Here is a 20,386-nt window from a genome sequence, read left to right as displayed (position 1 = left end):
CTGAAGAACCCGGCGATCTGTGCAAAGACGTCCTGCGGCCCAAGCGCCAGGAACAGCGCGGCCACCGGCAGCAGCCACAGGCCCAGGAACACCGCCGAAATGCGCGCGGCCCACCTGGCGCTGACCCGCGTGTGATCGGGCGTGCCGTCGCCCAGCAGCGTGTCGGCATCCGCGACCGGCGCACCGCCCGCGGCACCGTGCCCGCCGCCGCCCCGGAACGCCGCCAGCCCGGCTATCGCGCCGAGGAGCCCGGCCAGGGCCGCACCCAGGACGATCACCGGAAACGGCACGCCAAAGGCGAAGATCGCGACGAAGGACGCCGCCGCGATGCCGATCATCACGCGGTTTCTCAGCGCGCGCGACCCGATGCGGATCACCGCCTGGACCACGATGGCCAGCACCGCGGCCTTGAGGCCGAAGAACAGACCCTCCAGCACGCCGGTCTCGCCCCAGATCGCATAGATCCAGGACAGGGCCATGATCGCCACCATGCCCGGCACCACGAACAGAAGCCCGGCGATGATCCCGCCCAAGGTGCGGTGCATCAGCCAGCCGATATAGACGGCCAGTTGCATCGCCTCGGGACCGGGCAGCAGCATGCAGTAGTTCAGCGCGTGCAGGAACCGCCGTTCACCCAGCCACCGGTTCTCCTCGACCAGGATGCGGTGCATCAGGGCGATCTGGCCCGCGGGGCCGCCAAAGCTCAGCAGGCCGATCCGCGCCCAGATGCGCGTGGCCTGGGCCAGGGTCGGATAGGCGCGGTCGGGCATCACAGGTCCTCTGCAAACCATGTCCCGCGCGGTTAGCCCGCGCCACGGGCGCTGGTCAAGCTAACGCGGCCGCATGGCGGCGGCGTGACAGGGGCACCCATTCCCTTGCGCCGCGTTCCGTGGCAGGGCAACCCGACCCGACACGATGCCCCGGAAGGAGACCCCGATGCGGTTCTGGACCACGATCACCCTGATCCTCGTGCTGTCGGCCATCGGCCTGACATACGAGATCGCCGCAGGCCGCGTGCTGGCGCCGTTCTTCGGCACCTCGCTGGTGACCTGGACGTCGGTGATCGCCACGATTCTGACCGGGTTCTCGCTTGGCAGCGCGCTTGGCGGGCTGGTGGCCGAACGCGACCCCGCGGTGGCCGTGCGCAGCGTCAGGCTGGCGCTGGTGGCGACGGCGGCGCTGATGGCGGCCTCGCCCGCGGTCCTGGGGCTGATCTATGCCCTAGGTGCGCGCGACACCGGGGGGATGCTTCTGGCGGTGATCCTGGCCTTCTTTCCCGCATCCGTGCTGGTCAGCTTTCCGTCGCCCTTCCTGGCCAAGATGGCCGTCGACGCCCGTCCCGGGCGCGAGGGGTCGTCCCTGGGCATGGTCCTGGCGGCCGGATCGCTTGGGGCGATCGCGGGCGCGGTGCTGGCGGGGTTCGTGACGCTGCCGCTGGTGGGATCGGTGGCGACCTTTGCCGGATGCGGCGCGGGGGCGCTGATCTGCGCCGCGCTGGTGCGGGCTGGCGGCAAGGGGGGCGCGGGCGGCCTGTCGCGGCCCGATGCCGTGATTGCGGTCGCGGCAGGCGCGGTGGCGGTCGCGGCGATCACCGCCAGCGGGCCGCTGTGCCGTTACGAATCGGGGATGTCCTGCATCGACGTGCAGCGTCATGGCGGCGCGGTGCGCCTTTATTCCGACCGCACCCAGCAGGCCGCCGAACGCGTCGCGACCGATGGAGGCGACCGCCTGACGCTGGCCTATACGGACTGGATCTGGTCGCGGATGGACCGCGACCTGGGCGCGGCGCCGTCGGTCCTGTTCATCGGCGGGGGGGGCTATTCATTGCCCGCGATGCTGCTGGAATCGCGCGCCGATGCCCGCGCCGTCGCGGTCGAGATCGATCCCCTGATCACACGCGTGGTCCGCGACAGCCTGCCTTGGGCCGGCGCGATGATCGACCGCGAGGAGGGCGCGCGTCTTGGCATTGTCCATGCCGATGGCCGGGTGTTTCTGAACCGGACCGAACAGCGGTTCGACGCGGTGGTGATGGACGCGTTCTCGTCCGGGTCGGTTCCTGCGCACCTGGCCACGCGGGAAACCTATGCCCGCCTGCGCGACATCGTCGACGGCCCGGTCTACGTGAACCTGATCGACGCACCCGACGGTCCGCTGGCGCGGGGCATCCACGCGATCCTGAGCGAGCTTTATCCCCACGTCCAGGCAGTCCAGGGTCCGGTCAGCGACCGTGGGTTGGCCAACATCATGCTGGCGGCAGCGGACGCGCCGCTTGGTTCTGTGGACGCCTATCCGGCGGAATACGGTCCGGTCCGGTTGGCGGCGGGACGCGCCTTCACCGATGATCGTGGCTGGATCGGCCACCGTTAGGACCACCCTGTCATCGCCGCACCGTCCGACCTATGGTCGGAGAATGCGAAGGGGGGCACCATGGCACAAGACTGGATTTCGCAGTTTCCCGGACTGGCCAGATTGGGACCGGACCTGCGCGCGACGCTGCTGAAGCAGAGCCTGATCCTGACGGTGCCGGCCGGCACCGTCGTCTTTGGCCCCGGAAAGCCGCCCGAGCATCTGCTGCTGCTGCTGGACGGCCGGGTCAGGGTCCAGCAGACGTCGGAAGAGGGCCGCGAGATCGTCCTCTATCGCGTGGCGGCCGGGGAAAGCTGCGTGATGACGACGGCCTGCCTGCTGGCGCACGAGGACTACTCTGCCGAGGGGATCGCAGAGACCGACGTCCGCGCGGCGGCGATCCCGCGCGCGCTGTTCGACGATCTGGCGTCGCGGTCGGTCGAATTCCGGACCTTCATCTTCACCGCCTATGCGCGGCGCATGTCCGACCTGTTCATGGTGATTGAGGAGATCGCCTTTCAACGACTGGATATCCGGCTGGCGCAAAAGCTGATCGAACTGGCCCGCGACACGGGGCAGATCAGGGCCACCCATCAGCAGGTGGCGGCTGAACTTGGCACCGCGCGCGAGGTGATCTCTCGGCAGCTGGGCGAGTTTCAGCGGCGCGGCTGGATCGGGCAGGCGCGGGGGGTGGTCGACCTGCTGGACGCGGCCGCGATCGGACGGCTGGCGGCGCAGGACGGCGGCGGGTCGCGCCCCTGATGGGGACTTGGTGATCTTGTCACCAACCGGCGTCGCGAAATCCTGTATCACGGTCGAAAGCCAGCAAGGGGATCCCGCCATGACACGCAACATCGGAACCGCCGACCGAACCCTTCGCCTGGTGCTGGGGGCGGCCCTGATCCTTGTGGCCCTGGCCAGCGGTTGGCCCGCGTTTCAAGGCGGTCTTCCGCGCGCCCTGGCGGTCATCGCGGGCGTCGTGCTGATGATCACCGCCGCTGTCAGGGTCTGCCCGCTTTACACGCTGCTGGGGATGCGGACCTGCCGCCGCTGATACCGCCCGTTTCCGACTTGAGGACCATCATGACCGACTATCCGATCGACATGTCCGTCACGCCCATCATGACCCCGTTCTTTGATCCGGCCACCCATACCATCAGCTATGTCGTTCGCGATCCGGGCTCCACCGCCTGTGCGGTGGTCGATTCGGTGATGGACATCGACTATGCCGCGGGGCGGATCACCTATGATCATGCCGATGCGATCATCGCGCATATCCGCGAGCATGGCCTGACCCTGGAGTGGATCATCGAAACCCATGTCCATGCCGACCACCTGTCCGCCGCGCCCTATATCCAGGCGGCCCTGGGCGGACGGATCGGGATCGGCGACGGGATCATGGTCGTGCAGGACACCTTCGGCAAGATCTTCAACGAGGGCACGGAATTCCAGCGCGACGGCAGCCAGTTCGACGCGCTGTTCAAGGATGGCGACGTCTATCATGTGGGCACGATGCCGGTTGTGGCCCTGCACACGCCCGGCCACACGCCGGCCTGCATGACGCATGTGATGGGCGATGCGGCATTCGTGGGCGATACGCTGTTCATGCCCGATGGCGGATCCGCGCGGGCCGATTTTCCGGGCGGCGATGCGGGCGTCCTCTATGACAGCATCCAGAAGGTGCTGTCGCTGCCCGACGCGACCCGGCTGTTCATGTGCCACGATTACGGCCCCAACGGCCGCGAGATCCGGTGGGAGACCACCGTGGCCGAGGAACGCGCCCACAACATCCATGTCGGCGGCGGCAAGACGCGCGCGGAGTTCGTGGCCTTTCGCACCGCACGCGACGCCACGCTGGCGGTGCCGCAGCTGATCATTCCCTCGCTACAGGTCAACATGCGCGCAGGCGTCATGCCCACCGACAAGGATGGGCGCCCCATGCTCAAGGTGCCGGTCAACGGCCTCTGACCCCGCCATCTCCAGACGTTCAGGGAGGAACAGATGGACCCCAGGACCCTTTCGCCGCAATTCGCGGTGTCGCCCCAGATCACCCCGCAGGACATTCCTGCGCTGAAGGCCCAGGGCTATCGCGCGATCATCGCCAACCGTCCGGACGGCGAAGGCGCCGATCAGCCGACCTTTGCCGAGATCGAGGCCGCGGCCCATGCTGCCGGAATGCAGGCACGCTACATTCCGATCAGCGGCGGCATGGTCGGCGACGACGACGTCGACGCCTTTCGATCCGCACTGCGCGCCATGCCGGGGCCGGTGCTGGCCTATTGCCGGTCGGGGACGCGGTCGGCCACGCTGTGGTCGCTGGCGCAGGCCGACGACATGCCGCTGTCGCAGATCCTGGCGGCCACCAGTACCGCCGGATACGACCTGTCCGGCGTGGTCCGACGCATCGCCAACGGCGGACGCACACCCGTGGCGCGGCCCGATGCGACCCATGACGTGGTGATCGTGGGGGCGGGGGCGGCAGGGATTTCGGTCGCGGCCAGCCTGCTGTCCCGAAAGCCGGGGTTGGACATCGCCATCATCGACCCGGCCGACGTGCATTACTATCAGCCCGGCTGGACCCTGGTGGGCGCGGGTGTGTTCACGGCCGACCAGGCGGCGAAGGATCTGGCCTCGCTGATCCCGTCCGGCGTCACGCTGATCAAGGGCGCGGTCGCCGCGTTCGAGCCCGCCTCGAACGCCGTCATCCTGGAAGGGTGCCGGGTCGTGGGCTATGAAAGGCTGGTCGTCTGTCCGGGGTTGAAGCTGGACTGGGCGCGCATCCCCGGTCTGGTCGAGATGCTTGGCCAGAACGGGGTCACGTCCAATTACCGCTATGATCTGGCGCCCTATACGTGGAAACTGGTCCAGGCGATGAAGCGGGGCCGCGCGATCTTCACGCAGCCGCCGATGCCGATCAAATGCGCCGGCGCGCCGCAGAAGGCGATGTACCTGTCAGGGGACGCCTGGCATCGGGCGGGGGTGCTCAAGGATATCGACATCAAGTTCATGAATGCGGGGGGCGTGCTGTTCGGGGTCAAGGACTATCTCCCCGCGCTGATGAACTATGTGCGAAAATACGACGCGACGCTGAACTTCTTTCATAACCTGGTCCGGATCGACGGCCCGGCGCGCACCGCGTGGTTCGACGTCGCGGCACCCGACACGCCTGTCCGCCGGGTCGAGGTCGCATTCGACATGATCCATGTCACGCCCCCTCAGACCGCGCCGGATTTCATTCGCGTGTCGCCGCTGGCGGATGCGGCGGGGTGGGTGGACGTCGACCAGGCCACGCTGCGTCACAAAACGCATGACAACATCTGGTCGCTTGTCGACGTGATGAATGCGCCGAACGCCAAGACGGCGGCCGCGGCGCGGATCCAGGCACCGGTGGTGGCGGAAAACATCGCGGCCGATATCGACGGCCATCCGGCCCGCGCACAATACAACGGCTACGGCTCCTGCCCGCTGACGGTCGAGCGCGGCAAGATCGTGTTGGCCGAGTTCGGCTATGGCGGCAAGCTGCTGCCAAGCTTTCCCAAGGCCCTGATCGACGGCACCCGCCCAAGCCGTGCTGCATGGCTGCTCAAGGAACGCATCCTTCCGCCGGTCTACTGGCGCGGCATGCTGCGCGGCCATGAATGGATGGCCAAACCCAACAGAACCTCCGCCCCCTAAGAACGGACCCTTGCCGGTGAAGCCCATCCGCGCCTATTTCCCGATCCTGACCTGGGGCCGCGATTACGACCGCCAGGCCCTGTCCGACGACCTGCTGGCCGCCGTGATCGTGACGATCATGCTGATCCCGCAATCGCTGGCCTATGCGCTGCTGGCGGGGCTGCCGCCCGAGGCAGGGCTCTATGCCTCGATCGCGCCGATCATCCTCTATGCGGTGTTCGGAACCAGCCGGGCGCTGGCGGTGGGGCCGGTGGCGGTGGTGTCGCTGATGGCGGCGGCGGCGATCGGCACCGTCGCGGAGCAGGGCTCGATGGGCTATGCGGCGGCGGCGCTGACGCTGGCCGGACTGTCGGGGGCGATCCTGGTGGTGATGGGCGTGCTGAAGCTGGGCTTTCTGGCGAACTTCCTGTCGCATCCGGTGATCGCAGGCTTCATCACCGCGTCGGGCATCCTGATCGCCACCAGCCAGCTGGGCCACGTCCTGGGCATCGGTGCGGGTGGCCACACCCTGCCGCAGATGATCGCGTCGCTGGTCCGGGGCCTGCCCCAGGTCAACCCGGTTACCGCCTGCATCGGCGTGGCGGCGACGGCGTTCCTGTTCTGGGTCCGCCGCGGCCTGCGGCCGCTGCTGCGCCGCATGGGCCTGGGCGCCCGCGCCGCCGACATCGCGACCAAGGCCGGGCCGGTGCTGGCGGTGGTGGTCAGCACGCTGGCGGTCCGGTGGCTGGGCCTGGACCAGATGGGCGTGCGCATCGTGGGCACGGTGCCGCAGGGCCTGCCGCCCCTGACGCTGCCGCCGCTGTCGGCCGATCTGATCGGCATGCTGCTGGTGCCGGCGGCGCTGATCTCTGTCATCGGGTTCGTGGAATCGGTGTCGGTCGCGCAGACCCTGGCCGCCAAGCGACGCCAGCGCATCGACCCCGACCAGGAACTGATCGGCCTGGGGGCGGCGAACCTGGGCGCGGCCTTCACGGGCGGCATGCCGGTCACGGGCGGGTTCGCGCGGTCCGTCGTGAACTTCGACGCGGGCGCGGCGACCGCGGCGGCGGGGGCCTTCACCGCGGTGGGCCTGGCGGTCGCCGCCGTCGCGCTGACGCCGCTGATCTATCACCTGCCCATCGCGACGCTGGCCGCGACGATCATCGTGGCGGTGCTGTCGCTGGTCGATCTTGCGATCCTGCGCCGGGCCTGGGCCTATTCCCGCGCCGACTTCATCGCGGTGGCGGCGACGATCGTGGTGACGCTTGGCGTGGGGGTCGAGGCGGGCGTGTCGGCAGGCGTCATCCTGTCCATCGTGCTGCACCTGTACAAATCCTCGCGCCCGCACGTGGCCGAGGTCGGGCTGGTCCCCGGCACCCAGCATTTCCGCAACATCCTGCGCCACGACGTGCTGACCGATCCGTCCCTGGTCACCCTGCGCATCGACGAAAGCCTGTATTTCGCCAATGCCCGCTTTCTGGAGGATTACGTCGCCGACCGCGTGACCCCCGATTGCGAGGTCAAGCATGTGGTGCTGATGTGTTCGGCCATCAGCGACATCGACCTGAGCGCGCTGGAAAGCCTGGAGGCCATCGCCCACCGCCTGGCGACGATGGGCGTCACGCTGCACCTGTCCGAGGTCAAGGGTCCGGTCATGGACCGCCTGAAGACCTGCGATTTCCTGCAGCAGCTGACGGGCCGGGTCTTCCTGTCGCAATACGACGCTTGGACCGCACTGCACACAGGGGCCGAACCGGCCCGCCGGGTGATCAGAACCGGTTGACCGGAACCTTGAGGTAATGGTGGCCGTCATCCTCTGCCGGGGGCAGGCGGCCGCCGCGCAGGTTGATCTGCAGCGCCGCCATGATCCGGTCGGGCAGGGGCAGCGTCGCGTCGCGGGCGTCGCGCAGGGCGATCCACTCCTCGCGCCGGGTGCCGTCGCGGACGTGGCGGTTCTCGGCCCGGTGGTGGGCCACGGTCGCCTCCCATTGCGGCGCGTCGCGGTCCTTGGTGCCATAGTCATGGCCCACGAACAGGCGCGTGTCGCCCGGCAGGGACAGGATCTCCTGGATCGACGCCCACAGCTGGCCGCTGTCGCCACCCGGGAAATCCGCGCGCGAGGTGCCGGCATCGGGCTGCATCAGCGTGTCATGGGTAAAGGCCGCATCGCCGCAGACATAGGTGACCGAGCCGAGCGTGTGCCCCGGCGACAGCATGACCCGGATGGACAGATCGCCCAGGGGGATCGTCTCTCCGGGTGCCAGCAGGCGGTCGAAGTCGCGGGCCGGATCAAAGGTTTGGGGCAGGTTGTACAGCCCCGCCCAGATGCGGGCGATGTCGCCGACCCGGTCGCCGATGGCTGTGGGCGCCCCCGTCCGCCGCCCCAGCTGCGCCGAGGCCATGACGTGGTCGGCATGCGGATGCGTGTCCAGCACCCAGGCCACCGTCAGCCCCTGTTCGGCCACCAGCGCCAGCACCTGGTCCATGCTGCCGGTCGAAAAGCGGTAATGCTTGGGATCCAGGTTCCACACCACGTCGATCAGCGCGGCCTGTTTCGTGGCCGGGTCGGCGCAGACATATTGGATCGACCCGGTATCGGGTTCGTAGATGCCCCAGACATCCGGGCTGTTCGCGCCGGTGGACGGGGAATGGCGGACGACGCGGTCTTTCAGCAGGCTCATGCGGGTACCCTCAGGACGGGTGCGGATTTCAGGCGGGCGCCGATCCAGAGCCCCAGGATCATCGCCGGAACGAAGGCCAGGGTGCCCGGCGCCAGCAGCGGCAGGGCGGTCAGGGCGGGGCCGGGGCAGAACCCGCCGATCCCCCAGCCCGCGCCGAACAGCGCCGCGCCGGTCAGCAGCGGGCGGTCGATCCGGCGGTTGGTCGGCACGTCGAAGGTCGGGTTCAGGAACGGTGCCGCGCGCCGCCAGACCAGCCGATAACCGATGAAGGCGGTCATGGTCGCGCCGCCCATCACGAACGCCAGGCTGGGGTCCCACGCCCCGGCCAGGTCCAGAAAGTTCTGCACCTTGGCCGGATCGGCCATGCCCGACACGATCAGCCCCAGGCCAAAGACCAGCCCGGCCAGAAATCCCCACAACGCGCGCATCACAGCCCTCCGATCACATGGCGCAGCACGAACACGGTGACGAACCCCGCCGCCATGAAGGTCGCGACCGCCGCCAGAGAACGTCCCGACAGCCGTGCCAGCCCGCAGACCCCGTGCCCCGAGGTGCAGCCCGACCCAAGCGCGGTCCCCGTCCCGACCAGCAGCCCCGCGGCGATCATCAGCCCCAGGTTCGCGGGCACCGTCTGCACGACCGCCCCGCCCAGGGCCAGGATCGCCAGCGGCGCGGCCATCAGCCCCAGCACGAAGGCGATCCGCCAGTCGCGGTCGCGCGCGGCACCGGGCAGGGCCAGCGCGCCCTGGGTGATGCCCGCGATGCCGGCGATCTTTCCGAACAGGCCCATCACCATCACGGCGCTGATCCCGATCAGGATGCCGCCGCCAAGCGAGGCCCAGGGGGTAAAGGTCGTCTCGGTCAGCATGTCGGCCTGTCCTGTCAGCGGGGATTGCGCCGGTGGGCGCGTCTGCTAAGCTGTATATTCGATTCCTCTAAATAAGTCAAAGCTAATATATTGGACGACCTCCCCGATCCCTCCGTCGTGGCGCTGCAGGACATGGCCGACCACGTGGCGGCGCGGCTGGCGCTGGTCGCCAATGCGAAACGCCTGTTGATCCTGTGCGAACTGGCCAAGGGCGAACGACCGGTCGGCGCGCTGCAGGCGGCGGTGGGCCTGGGCCAGTCCGCGCTGAGCCAGCATCTGGCCCGCCTGCGCGAGGCCGGGATGGTCGCCACCCGCCGCGAGGGGCAGACCATCCACTACCGCATCAGCGACCCCGACCTGGACGTGTTGATGCAGGCCCTCTATGCCGCCTTCTGCCAGCCGCGTCAGGACGCGCCCGCCCGGTCCGATCAGGAATAGGCGCCTGCCGAATAGGTCAGCTCATAGCTGTGGCTGTAGAGTTCGAACACGTTGCCGAACGGGTCCTCGACATAGACCATCCGATAGGGTTTTTCGCCGGGGAAATATTCGCGCATCGGCATCCGCTGCCTGCCGCCCGCGGCGATGATGCGGGCCAGAAGCCCCTCCAGGTCGGGGTCCTGGATCGCGAAATGGAACGTGCCGTGGCGGCGAAAGTCGAAATTGTCGGCAGCGGCGTGGTTGCCCGCAAACTCGAACAGCTCGATCCCGATCCCGTCGCCGGTGGACAGATGCGCGATGCGCAGACGATCCCAACCGGGGCCGAAGACGTCGGTGCACATCACGCCGATGGCGCTGTCATCCTCGGTCACGGTGCTGGGCTGCATCAGCACATAGAATCCAAGGACGCCGGAATAGAACGCGACGGCCGCGTCCAGGTCGGGGACGGACAGGCCGATATGGGAAAAGGTGCGGGGGGTGGGGGTCATGGCAGTCTCCTGTGTCTGGTCCATCCGACCTAGACAGGCGATGCCTGCATGTGGAATTATCATTTCGCATGATGATCCATACAAACCGTTATCAACGATGCTGAACGCCACCTGGATCGAGACCTTCACCGTCCTGGCCGAGGAGGGGCATTTCACCCGCGCGGCGCAGCGGTTGAACATGACGCAGCCGGGTGTGTCCCAGCATCTGCGCAAGCTGGAACAGCAGCTGGGCCAGCCGCTGATCGTGCAGTCGGGCAAGGGGTTCACGCTGACCGCCGCCGGGGCTGGCCTGCGCGATCTGGGGCTGGCGCGCCGGGCCCAGGAACGCGCCCTGCGCGAGGCGATCGCCCCGGACCGGCCGGATGCCGGGCTGGTACGCGTCGCCTGTTCGGGCAGCTTTGCGATGCTGTACTATCCGCATGCCATCGCGCTGATGCAATCCGCCCCGCGCCTGTCCATCCATGTCGAGGCCGCGCCGCAGGCACGCGTCTTGGAGGGGGTGCTGGACGGGCGGTTCGATCTGGGGGTCACCGACCGCGACCCGCGCCATCCCCGCATCGCAGCCGATCGCATCGGGCAGGAGGAGCTGTGCCTGGTGCTGCCCGCGGGACATGCGGTGCCGCCGGACCTGGCCGACCTGCAGTCACTTGGGCTGATCGATCACCCGGATTGCCAGCGTTATGCCGACGATCTGTTCGCGCTGAACTTTCCCGACGAATTCGACGGCGCCGACAGGCTGCGCGTGCGCAGCCGCGTGAACCAGATCGGCCAGATCCCGGCGCCGGTGGCGCAGGGCGTCGGCTATACGCTGCTGCCGCGCAGCGGGCTTGCGGCCTTTTCTCAGGCGGACCGCCTGCGCATCGCGGCCCTGCCGCAACGCCGCCACCACGAATTGTGGACGATCATCCCCCGCGGCCATCCGCCAAGCGCCCGTCTGGACCGGGTCCTGGCGGTGATCCGGGCCTTGGCCGCCGATCTGGCCTGAGCGGCGGCCAGGGACGCGCGCCTCAGGCGGTGCTGACCCGCCCGGACACCAGCCGCCCCTTGTGGAACGTCGCGTGGCGGGCCGAGCATCGGGCCACCGTCTCGGCCGAACAGCTGGCCTCGGTCAGAACGAACCCTGCGGCGTCGCCGACGGCGGGCCAGACCCGTTCGCCCTGCGCGTTCAGCGGCAGGACGTCGCCCGTGGCGATCCACAGGGACCGCGACAGGCTTTCCTCGTCGCTGCCCGCGTAAAGCTGGGCATAGAGGTTGGCCTTGTCGACCATGTCCCCGGTGCCGAAGGGCGACCAGTGGTCGATGACGCTGTCGGTGCCCGCCATGATCGCCACCCCCTTGTCGCGCAGGACCTGCAGCGGCATCACCGATTTTCCGATCGACACGCTGGTGGCGACGCTGATTCCCTGCGCGGCCATGCGGCCCGCCATTTCGTCCAGCGCGCCTTCGTCCATTTTGGCCAACGCAAAGGCGTGGCTGAAGGTCACCCGGTCGCGCAGCGCGGCATTCGCCTCGACCGTGTCGACCATGTAATGCAGCGCGGCGATGCCGGCCGGGGTCGATTCATGGATGTGGATGTCCACGCCCTTGTCGTGGTCCAGCGCGATCTGGAACATCGCGTCCAGCGATGCCTCCATCGCGCCGTCGACATTGGTCGGGTCAAGCCCCCCGACATGCGTCACGCCCAGGTCCATCGAGTCCCGCATCAGCCCGTCGACATCCGAATTCAACAGGCCGTGCTGGGGAAAGGCGACGATGTCGCAGTCGAAATCGTCCCTGCGCGCGGCAAGGGCCAGGTTCAGGTGCTCCAGGCTTTTCAGGCCGCTGACCGGGTCGATGTTGCAATGGCTGCGCGCCGTCGTCGTGCCGTGCGACAACAGCAGCTGGATCAGCTGGTCGGCGCGCTCCTGCGAGGTCGGCAGCAGCTGCGGCAGCAGCACCTCCTCGCGCGCGATCATGTCCATGATGGTCTTGCCCTTGCGCGGCAGCGGGGCCTGCCAGGGGCCGCCATAGAAGGTCTTGTCCGGTGGATGTGCATGTCGCGCATGGGCGGTAGCGCCAGCATGCCCTGGGCGCTGTAGCGGGGCAGGGTGCTGGTCGGCGCGTCATGGATCGCGGCGATGCGGCCGCCCCTGATCTCCAGCGTATGGGTCTGGGTCCGGGTTCCGACCACCGTGTCGCCGTCGCGCTCAACGCCCGTCTCCAGCAGCACGTCGGTCAGCAGGTAGTGATCATGCGGGATGTCCGACACGCCGGTCTGGTCCGGTGCTGCGGCATGGACGGGGGCAAGCCCAAGCGTGGCGCCCGCCGTCATGATGCCGCCGGTGCGGCACAGGAATTGTCTGCGGTTCGTCATCGTCTTTCCCCTTTGCTGGCGGTTCGAGAAAATCTAGACCGGCACGAGCGTATCAAGAAATTAAATGTTCAAATAGGATTCATGCATGAATCGGATGATCGATCCCCGCCTGCTGCGTGCCCTTGTGGGGGTGATCGACCATGGCAGCTTCACCCGCGCCGCCGAACAGCTGAACATGTCGCAATCGACCATCAGCCAGCAGATATCGCGGCTGGAGGATCAGCTGGGCCAGCCGCTGCTGGACCGCGACGCCCGCCCCGTTCGCATGACCGCGGCCGGAGAGCGGCTGACCGGGTACGCGCGCCGCATTCTGGCGCTGCAGGATGAGGCGACGCTGGCGCTTGGCGATCCGTCCGGCAGCGTGTCGCTGCGCATCGGGCTGGCCGAGGACATCATGACCCCCGACATGGCCCGGCTGTTCGCCGATTTCTCCGCAACGCACCGCCGGGTGCGGCTGGACGTGACCGCGGGCCTCAGCCTTGCCCTGACGCGCGGCTATCGCGACGGCGATTTCGACATCATCGTGGTCAAGGAGACCGCGCCCGAACCCGACTGCCGCGCCAGCGTCCCCGAACCCATCGGCTGGTTCCAGGGGCCGGGCGCCCCCGACGCACCCGATCCGCTGCCCTTCGTAACCTTTCCGCCGGGGGGCCTCTATCGCGACCAGATGTTCCGCCGGGCCGAGGACCTTGGACGGCGCTGGTACGTGGCCTTTTCGGGCAGCAGCCTGTCGAACGTCGTGACCGCGGTCGAGGCCGGTCTGGGCATCTCTCTGCTGCCGGTGCGGGCGGCGGTCGGACGCGATCTGCGCCGCAACACGCTCTTTGGGGCGGAACCTGCGATGGTCGCATCGCTTTACGCATGGGAGACGGGCGGCATCGCGGCCCCGCTGGTCGCCGCGATGCGCGACGTGCTGGCACGACGCTGAGGATTTTGGCGGATCAGGCGGTCGTCCGACGGACGATGGCGGGGCCGACAGGGACCGATCGGAACGAAGGCCTGGAAACGACAAAGGAACATGCGGTGTCGAATGACGAAAAGATCAGCCCCCCTCTGACAGAGCTGAACATCAACACCACCACCGGGGGGTTCTACAACGGATTCTCGATCGCGGTGACGGTGCCGGCCAAGATCATCATCTCGGTCATCGTTGTCTGGGCCATCTTCTGGCCGATCCAGTCGGGCGCGATCCTGACCGGGCTGAACGGTTTCATCCTGCAGAACTTTGCCGCCTGGTACACCTGGGTCGTGGCGTTCTTCATCGTCGTCTGCCTGGCGCTGGCGGCATGGCCGGCGGCCGGGCGGCTGAACCTGGGGCTGGACGACGACCAGCCGGAATTCACCCGGTTCTCGTGGTTCTCGATGATGTTCGGGGCGGGGATCGGCGTGGGCATGCTGACCTGGGCCGTGGCCGAACCGGTCACGCATCTGGGCACAACCCCGGAATCGATCATGGGCCTGACCACCCCCGGCGGCGCCGACAACGTGGCGATGGCATTCAAGTGGTCGTTCCTGCACTGGGGGTTCAGCGCGTGGGCATGCTATGCGGTGTGCGGCCTGTCGCTGGCCTATTTCAGCTATCGCCGCGGCCTGCCGCTGACCATCCGGTCGGGGCTGACGCCGCTGTTCGGACAGCGCCTGTCGGGGCCGCTTGGCCATGTCATCGACATCGTGGCCGTGGTTGCGACCATCCTGGGCGTCGCGCAGACGCTTGGCTTCGGCGTCGATCAGCTGGTCGCGGGGCTGGGCCGGATCGGCATCGGCGGGCTGGCGGATGCGGACGGGGCCGCGACCACCACCGGCATCGTCGTCGCGCTGCTGGTCATCATGGGGCTGTCGACGCTGTCGGCGCTGTCGGGCGTGGGCAAGGGCATCAAGTGGCTGTCCAACATCAACATGGTGCTGTCCATCATCCTGCTGGGCTTTCTGATCATCTTCGGGGCGACCTGGTTCGGATTCAACGCGATGTTCACGGGGCTGTGGCACTATGTCATCGCCCTGCCGCAGATGAGCGTGAACGTCTTCCGATCCGACGGCGTCGAAGGGTCCGAGGCGTTCCTGCTGGCCCAGTGGCAGGGCTGGTGGCCGGTGTTCTACTGGGCGTGGTGGATCGCCTTCGCGCCGTTCGTGGGGCTGTTTTTGGCGCGGATCTCGCGCGGGCGGACGGTGCGGGAATTCGTGCTGGGCGCGCTGATCGTCCCGGCGCTGATGTGTTTTGTCTGGTTTTCCTGGGCGGGTGGAACGGCCATCGACCTGGAAATGAACGGCGGCGCCAACGGCGTGATCTTCGATGCAGCGAACGGCGACAAGATCTTTGCGATGACCGAGTTCATGCTGGCCCCGATCGGGGACTGGCTGGCCTGGGGCATGGCCGCGCTGATCGTCGTGCTGCTGCTGACCTTTCTGGTCACCTCTGCGGATTCGGCCGTGCTGATCGTGAACACCATCAACGCCGCCGGCGACGAGGGACCGAAATCCCGGCCGCATGTCCTGTTCTGGGGCGTGGCGCTGGCGCTGGTCGTGGCCGGGCTGCTGATCTCCGGCGGGACGACCGCGATCCAGACGGCGATGGTGATCGGCGCCCTGCCGTTTTCGGTCGTCATGGCGCTGATGGCGGTCGCTTTGCTCAAGGCGATCTACAACGACACGCGGCGCGAGAAGGCGGGCGTGCCCTCCACCCATGACAAGATCGAGGGCGCGACGGGCAACGATGCGCCCGCAGGCTTGTCGGCATCGTCCAACTGATCGACGTGACACTTCTGGACGCCGCAGTCGGGGCGTCCAGACGTGTCAATAGTACTGGCTTGCGTCGGAGGGTGGCGGATAGGCGATTCGAGAACGCCGAGGTTGTTGTCATAAGGGTCTGTTGATGCATACGATTGTGCTTCCAAGTTCAACCGTGCGTCAAATGTCTTGCATCCAGTAGCCTCGCTGTCGGCGAGCATGGATACAGTCGGACAAACCGTTGCGAAGAAACTTTCATAAGGCGAAGCTCCGTCACGAGCCTGATCCGCACCCCGGTTCTGCTGCCTCCCGTCACGCATTGCGGCAACGTGGCTGGCCGCACGCGTCCTTTGTCGAACTCGACGCGGGTCGCTGTCCCGACGATGCAAGTCTGTTCGATGACGGTCGTTTCGACCGGCAGCTTGGACGGCACGATCGGGCAAAGCACCGACATGATGGCGAGCTGGAACGACAGCATCGCAGGCAGTTTTCAGCATCCAAACCAAGCATGCGAACAGTCGAATGCGCATTGCCTGCGACAAAACACTGGCCTTCCCCGCGGGCGGCATCGCCTTGCCGAAAGCGGCACCGGTTCAGCGCAACGTCAACGGACGCTGCAGCGCATGAGGTCAGGCGGCCCCGGCGGCGACGGGGGAGGGGAAGACCGGGTTTCCGGTCTCGCGCTCGATCCGCGCGGCTTCGGCCAGCAGGCGTTCGCGGACCGCGCAGGCGACCTCCCACGAGGTGTTCGGGTCGCGGCACGGGATGCTGAACCAGACCAGGATCCCGAAGATGTCCTGATCGGCGACGCTGACGCTGGAATCGTCCAGATCGCCCAGGTTCTGGCCGATCTCCAGCGTGGCGACATGGTTCAGAACCTCTTTGAACGTCCGGCGCAGCATGTCGATATCCGCCCGCGGGTCCAGCTTCAGCTTGAGCACGCGCAGCATCGCCGGATCCTGCAGGGTCCAGTTCGAAAACGTCTCGGACGCAAATTCCTCGACCGGGACGATCAGGCGGGTGCTGTCCCAGTTGCGCAGCTGGACGAAGGTCATGTTGATGCGTTCGACATGGCACAGCTCTCCTTTGTAGACGACGCGGTCGCCTACGCGCGCGGACTGGTTCAACGCGATCTGCAGCGAGGCCATGATGTTGCCCAGCACGTTGCGCGCGGCAAAGCCCAAAACGATGGTCAACGCCCCCGCAGATGTCAGCAGCGACAGCCCCAGATTGGCCGCCAGGTCGGCAGATGACAGGACGACGCCGGCCCCGATCAGGAACACCACCACCACAAGCACCCGGCGCGCGGCGTTCAGGCGGGTGGCAAGGATGCGGGCCTCGGCCTGTTCGGCGGCGGTCAGGTCCACGTCCTCTCCGGGGGCGACCAGGCCGTTCAGCAGGGCCTCGACGCTGCCGACGATGAACAGCAGCAGCGCCGTGACCACGCCCGTCGCGATGGCCGGCGTGACGAAGACGTCGATGCGGCCCGAAAAAACGAAGATGTTGCCCGTGACCCACCAGACCAGCGCGGTGACGCTGGCGATGATCAGCGGCTTGGACGATGCCGCCAGGATCCCGGTGGCGATCTGCCCGCGGGCGTGATGGCGCAGCACCTTGAGCGTGCGGTGCACGATCCAGCTGAGCAGCACCGCGGCCGCGATCAGGATGGGCAGGCCGATCCATTCCCATCGCATCAGGCCGCCAAGCGTCTTTTCGCGCATGCTTGGGGGCAGGGACAGCTCGAACCGCGACGGGCCGTAATCGGCATGCAGGGCAGGGACGTCGCGGACGGTTTCGGCGGGAAAGACCCACAGGGGCTGATCGGCGCCGTCGGGCTGGACGCGGTTCAGGCGGATCTCGGCCGGGACGGGGTCCATGGGCAGGTCGCGCAGCAGCAGCGATCGACGCGGCGATCCGGCCATCGCTTCGGTGTCGCCGCCCTGGCTTTGCAGGGCGTCGGGGCGGTCCAGCAGGGTCGACCAGTCCAGGACGACCTTGCGGTCGATCACGTCGTAGAGCTGATGGGCCAGGCGCGGCCCAAGCTCGGCCTGCCGATCGACCGGCAGTTCGCCCAGATCCAGCAGATGCGCCGCCGCCTCCCAGTCCTCGTCCTCTGCCGCGCGCAGGAAGCTGGCCATGGTGGCGCGGGGCGTCTCGCGGTTGATCCGGTCCGGCGGCGTGCCAAGGCCGGGGTTCAGGACGGACGTCTCGAACGTCGCATCCTGCGCGGTCGCGGGACCAACGGACATCGCGACCAGAAACACCAGCGCAGGGGATCGCAGAAGCGGAAGCATGGGCATCGTCCATTCCGTGGAACAGTTGACCCCGAATGCCGGGGTGGGCGTGACATCGGACAGGGCCTTCGGGAAACGACGGTCCCCGGATCGGGGCGCCCGGGCAAGGGGCACGACGATCCGGGGACGCGGTTCCGGTCCGGCAATGCCTGCCGGCGGCCGCAACGGGCGTCAGGTCTTGAGGACGACCTTGGTCCAGTCGTTCTGGTTCCAGCGGAACCCCTCATAGCCCTTGGCGGCCTCCTCCAGCGGCAGGCGGTGAGAGATCATGAAGGTCGTGTCCAGCTCTCCCTCCTGGATGCGGCGCAGCAGGTCGTGGGTATAGGCCTGCACATGGGTCTGTCCGGTGCGCAGCTGCAGCCCCTTCTGCATCAGCGCGCCGAGCGGGAACTTGTCCATGAAGCCGCCATAGACGCCGGGGACCGACACGCGGCCGCCCTTGCGCACCGCCATCAGCGCCTCGCGCAGGGCGTGGCCGCTGTCCGCACCGACGCCCACGGCCTGCTTGAGGTTGTCCATCACCGTATCCAGGGCAAAGCCGTGCGCCTCCATCCCGACCGCGTCGATGACCGCGTCCGCACCGATGCCGCCGGTCATCTCCATGACCGCCTCCAGCACCGAGGTCTGCTTGAAGTCGATCACCTCGGCCCCCATTCGGCGGGCCAGGGCCAGGCGGTTGGGATAGTGGTCGATGGCGATGACGCGGGCCGCACCCATCAGCCGGGCGGCCTGGATCGCGAACAGCCCGACCGGGCCGCAACCCCAGACCACGACGGTGTCGTCGGCTTCGATGTCGGCATTGTCCGCGGCCATCCAGCCGGTGGGCAGGATGTCGGACAGGAACAGGACGTCGTCATCGTCCATGCCTTCGGGAATGACGATCGGGCCCACGTCGGAAAACGGCACGCGGACATATTCCGCCTGTCCGCCCGGATAGCCGCCCGTCAGGTGGCTGTAGCCGAACAGGCCCGCCGCCGCATGGTCGAACATGGTTTCGGTCAGGTCCTGCTTGTCGGCGGGGTTCGAGTTGTCGCAGGCCGAGAACTGCGCCCGCTGGCAGAAGAAGCACGACCCGCAGGAGATGGTGAAGGGCACCACGACGCGCTGGCCGACCTTCAGCGTGCTGCCGGGGCCGACATCGACGACCCGGCCCATGAATTCATGGCCCAGGATGTCGCCGGCCTGCATGCCGGGGATCACCCCGTCGAACAGGTGCAAGTCGGACCCGCAGATCGCGGTCGAGGTGACCTGGATGATCGCGTCACGGGGGTTGACGATCTGGGGGTCGGGCATCGTCTCGACGCGGACGTCGTGCTTGCCGTGCCATGTCAGTGCGCGCATGGATCAGGCCTCCTGTCTGCGGTTGAGGGGGGTGGCGATCTCGCCGGTCTCGAGGAACATCTTCAGGCGCTTCAGGTCGCGGCGCCCCTGGATCGCGGGGTCCGCCTGGAACAGCTTGGCCACGACGCGGCCAAGCGCGCCCATCGGCGGCACATAGGCGATCAGCGCTGTGACCTCGGTGCCGCGATTGCCCGGCGCATCGCGAAACAGTACCCGGCCGGTGGTCTCGATGTCCGAGCCATCGGTCGAGGCCCATGCGATGACGTCGCCGGGGCGATCCTCGGTGATGCGGGTGCGCACGGTGATGTCGCTGCCCGGGCCGTGCAGGGTCCAGCGGGTGACGTCGCCTTCGGTCGAGACGGCGTGGACGTTCTCCATCACGCCGGCCAGGTTCCCGAACTGGCGCCAGAAGGCATAGATCTCGTCGCGGGGGCGGGCGATGGTTACGGTGCGGCCGGTCAGCGCAAAGCGGCCCGACGGCCCGTGCTTGGCAGCGCGCCGGGGGGCATTGTCGGCGGGACGCCGTTCGGGCTGGCGGGTCAGCAGATAGCCGGTTCCGGCGGCGGCCAGGAAGATGCCCAGCACCGCGCCCAGACCGATGCCGGATGCGGGCGGCCGGGGCGTGTGGCGGATGTGGTCGAGATGATCATGATGGGGCATGACGGTCCTTTCCCAAAGCTGTGCGGCACCGACGGTCCGGCGCCGCGATCATGGTGTTCGGTCAGATGGCCCGCATGGGCGGCGTCTGGTTGCGGGGGCGTTGGTTCCGGCGATCCAGCAGGCTGCGTGGTGGCTGGACGCCGTCGGGGGCAGCGTTTGCGGCGGCGTAACGGCGCATCAGGCGCGGTTCCGCGACCTGCGCGCGGTGCCGGGAACCAGGGGTGGCGTGTCGGGACGACGATGCATGGGCGGGCCTTTCCTTGTGTTCTGGGCCCGTGATCGAGCAGGGGTCCAACAAGGGGATGGCGCGAATGTTCCAGCCCTTTGCCTCATCGCCCCCGACGGCAGGTCACGTCACCCACGGCACGGCAGCGGCACCCCCGGTCGTGACAGCAGTCGGGGACAGGCCGGGCAGCCACACAGGTCACCCGTTTATGTCCGATTGTCGGCGGCGGCGGAACGGTGCGACCGGGCAACGGTCGGGCAGGGCATCGATCGCGCAAGGAACCCCGGTCGCGGTGATCGCCTTACGTCTGCAC

The 20,386-nt window shown here is 67.9% G+C and carries 20 protein-coding genes; 10 read left to right on the top strand and 10 right to left on the bottom strand.

Going from position 1 to position 20,386, the window contains the following annotated elements; translation table 11 throughout:
• Positions 1-770 (bottom strand): chromate transporter (locus TW83_RS14050; protein ID WP_162198051.1); only part of this gene is annotated, 770 nt, incomplete at its 3' end.
• Between the two features lie 166 nt (positions 771-936).
• Between TW83_RS14050 and TW83_RS14045 the strand changes: the two genes are divergently transcribed.
• From TW83_RS14045 to sulP, 6 genes are all read left to right on the top strand, one after another.
• Positions 937-2,367 (top strand): fused MFS/spermidine synthase, encoded by a 1,431-nt coding sequence (locus TW83_RS14045; RefSeq protein WP_045983398.1) that lies wholly within the window; start codon positions 937-939, stop codon positions 2,365-2,367.
• Positions 2,368-2,427: 60 nt separating this feature from the next.
• A complete protein-coding gene (locus TW83_RS14040; protein ID WP_045983397.1) occupies positions 2,428-3,108 on the top strand; it encodes a Crp/Fnr family transcriptional regulator in 681 nt (226 codons plus the stop codon).
• Between the two features lie 79 nt (positions 3,109-3,187).
• The gene (locus TW83_RS14035) at positions 3,188-3,400 is read left to right on the top strand and encodes a DUF2892 domain-containing protein (RefSeq protein ID WP_045983396.1); all 213 of its coding nucleotides are present in this window, start codon (positions 3,188-3,190) and stop codon (positions 3,398-3,400) included.
• 29 nt (positions 3,401-3,429) lie between these two features.
• Positions 3,430-4,314, top strand: a complete 885-nt coding sequence (locus tag TW83_RS14030) for an MBL fold metallo-hydrolase (protein ID WP_045983395.1) — start codon at positions 3,430-3,432, stop codon at positions 4,312-4,314.
• Between the two features lie 33 nt (positions 4,315-4,347).
• Positions 4,348-6,021: a bifunctional protein tyrosine phosphatase family protein/NAD(P)/FAD-dependent oxidoreductase gene (locus TW83_RS14025; RefSeq protein WP_045983394.1), complete on the top strand. Its 1,674-nt coding sequence runs from the start codon at positions 4,348-4,350 to the stop codon at positions 6,019-6,021.
• A 16-nt stretch (positions 6,022-6,037) separates the two neighbouring features.
• Entirely contained in the window at positions 6,038-7,783 is a 1,746-nt protein-coding gene (gene sulP, locus TW83_RS14020; RefSeq protein ID WP_045983393.1) for a sulfate permease, read from the top strand.
• On the opposite strand, the gene TW83_RS14015 is transcribed toward sulP, so the two are convergent.
• From TW83_RS14015 to TW83_RS14005, 3 genes are read right to left on the bottom strand one after another with little or no spacing between them, the layout of a single operon-like run.
• Complete coding sequence (locus TW83_RS14015; RefSeq protein WP_045983392.1) at positions 7,770-8,681, bottom strand: MBL fold metallo-hydrolase; 912 nt, start codon at positions 8,679-8,681, stop codon at positions 7,770-7,772. The two genes, sulP and TW83_RS14015, sit on opposite strands and share 14 nt — an antisense overlap.
• A complete protein-coding gene (locus tag TW83_RS14010) occupies positions 8,678-9,109 on the bottom strand; it encodes a DUF6691 family protein (protein WP_045983391.1) in 432 nt (143 codons plus the stop codon). The genes TW83_RS14015 and TW83_RS14010 overlap by 4 nt, the downstream gene beginning before the upstream one ends.
• Positions 9,109-9,549: a YeeE/YedE thiosulfate transporter family protein gene (locus TW83_RS14005; RefSeq protein WP_045983390.1), complete on the bottom strand. Its 441-nt coding sequence runs from the start codon at positions 9,547-9,549 to the stop codon at positions 9,109-9,111. The genes TW83_RS14010 and TW83_RS14005 overlap by 1 nt, the downstream gene beginning before the upstream one ends.
• Before the next feature lie 90 nt (positions 9,550-9,639).
• On the opposite strand from TW83_RS14005, the gene TW83_RS14000 reads away from it, so the two are divergent.
• Positions 9,640-9,987: a metalloregulator ArsR/SmtB family transcription factor gene (locus TW83_RS14000; protein WP_239441355.1), complete on the top strand. Its 348-nt coding sequence runs from the start codon at positions 9,640-9,642 to the stop codon at positions 9,985-9,987.
• On the opposite strand, the gene TW83_RS13995 is transcribed toward TW83_RS14000, so the two are convergent.
• The gene (locus tag TW83_RS13995) at positions 9,978-10,475 is read right to left on the bottom strand and encodes a lactoylglutathione lyase family protein (protein ID WP_045983389.1); all 498 of its coding nucleotides are present in this window, start codon (positions 10,473-10,475) and stop codon (positions 9,978-9,980) included. The genes TW83_RS14000 and TW83_RS13995 overlap by 10 nt on opposite strands.
• A 97-nt stretch (positions 10,476-10,572) precedes the next feature.
• Between TW83_RS13995 and TW83_RS13990 the strand changes: the two genes are divergently transcribed.
• Entirely contained in the window at positions 10,573-11,460 is an 888-nt protein-coding gene (locus TW83_RS13990) for a LysR family transcriptional regulator (protein WP_045983388.1), read from the top strand.
• A gap of 22 nt (positions 11,461-11,482) precedes the next feature.
• Here the strand turns inward: TW83_RS13990 and TW83_RS13985 are convergent, their stop codons facing one another.
• Positions 11,483-12,460: an amidohydrolase gene (locus TW83_RS13985; protein ID WP_239441366.1), complete on the bottom strand. Its 978-nt coding sequence runs from the start codon at positions 12,458-12,460 to the stop codon at positions 11,483-11,485.
• Positions 12,427-12,828: a hypothetical protein gene (locus TW83_RS22090; RefSeq protein WP_239441354.1), complete on the bottom strand. Its 402-nt coding sequence runs from the start codon at positions 12,826-12,828 to the stop codon at positions 12,427-12,429. The genes TW83_RS13985 and TW83_RS22090 overlap by 34 nt, the downstream gene beginning before the upstream one ends.
• A gap of 85 nt (positions 12,829-12,913) precedes the next feature.
• On the opposite strand from TW83_RS22090, the gene TW83_RS13980 reads away from it, so the two are divergent.
• Both TW83_RS13980 and TW83_RS13975 read left to right on the top strand, forming a co-directional pair.
• Positions 12,914-13,756, top strand: coding sequence for a LysR family transcriptional regulator (locus tag TW83_RS13980; protein WP_239441353.1), 843 nt, complete (start codon positions 12,914-12,916; stop codon positions 13,754-13,756).
• 95 nt (positions 13,757-13,851) lie between these two features.
• Positions 13,852-15,573, top strand: a complete 1,722-nt coding sequence (locus TW83_RS13975) for a BCCT family transporter (protein ID WP_239441352.1) — start codon at positions 13,852-13,854, stop codon at positions 15,571-15,573.
• A gap of 608 nt (positions 15,574-16,181) precedes the next feature.
• Here TW83_RS13975 and TW83_RS13965 read toward each other — a convergent pair.
• From TW83_RS13965 to TW83_RS13955, 3 genes are all read right to left on the bottom strand, one after another.
• Positions 16,182-17,846 carry a mechanosensitive ion channel domain-containing protein gene (locus tag TW83_RS13965; RefSeq protein WP_045983400.1) on the bottom strand — a complete coding sequence of 555 codons (1,665 nt, stop codon included), beginning with the start codon at positions 17,844-17,846 and terminating at the stop codon, positions 16,182-16,184.
• Positions 17,847-18,017: 171 nt separating this feature from the next.
• Complete coding sequence (locus TW83_RS13960) at positions 18,018-19,187, bottom strand: zinc-dependent alcohol dehydrogenase (protein ID WP_045983386.1); 1,170 nt, start codon at positions 19,185-19,187, stop codon at positions 18,018-18,020.
• Positions 19,188-19,190: 3 nt separating this feature from the next.
• Positions 19,191-19,847 carry an SRPBCC family protein gene (locus tag TW83_RS13955; RefSeq protein WP_084697503.1) on the bottom strand — a complete coding sequence of 219 codons (657 nt, stop codon included), beginning with the start codon at positions 19,845-19,847 and terminating at the stop codon, positions 19,191-19,193.
• Positions 19,848-20,386: the final 539 nt, after the last annotated feature.

Source organism: Paracoccus sp. S4493 (assembly GCF_000967735.1).
In the GTDB taxonomy this organism is placed as follows: Bacteria; Pseudomonadota; Alphaproteobacteria; order Rhodobacterales; family Rhodobacteraceae; genus Paracoccus; species Paracoccus marcusii.
This window is presented reverse-complemented; position numbering and strand designations above follow the sequence as displayed.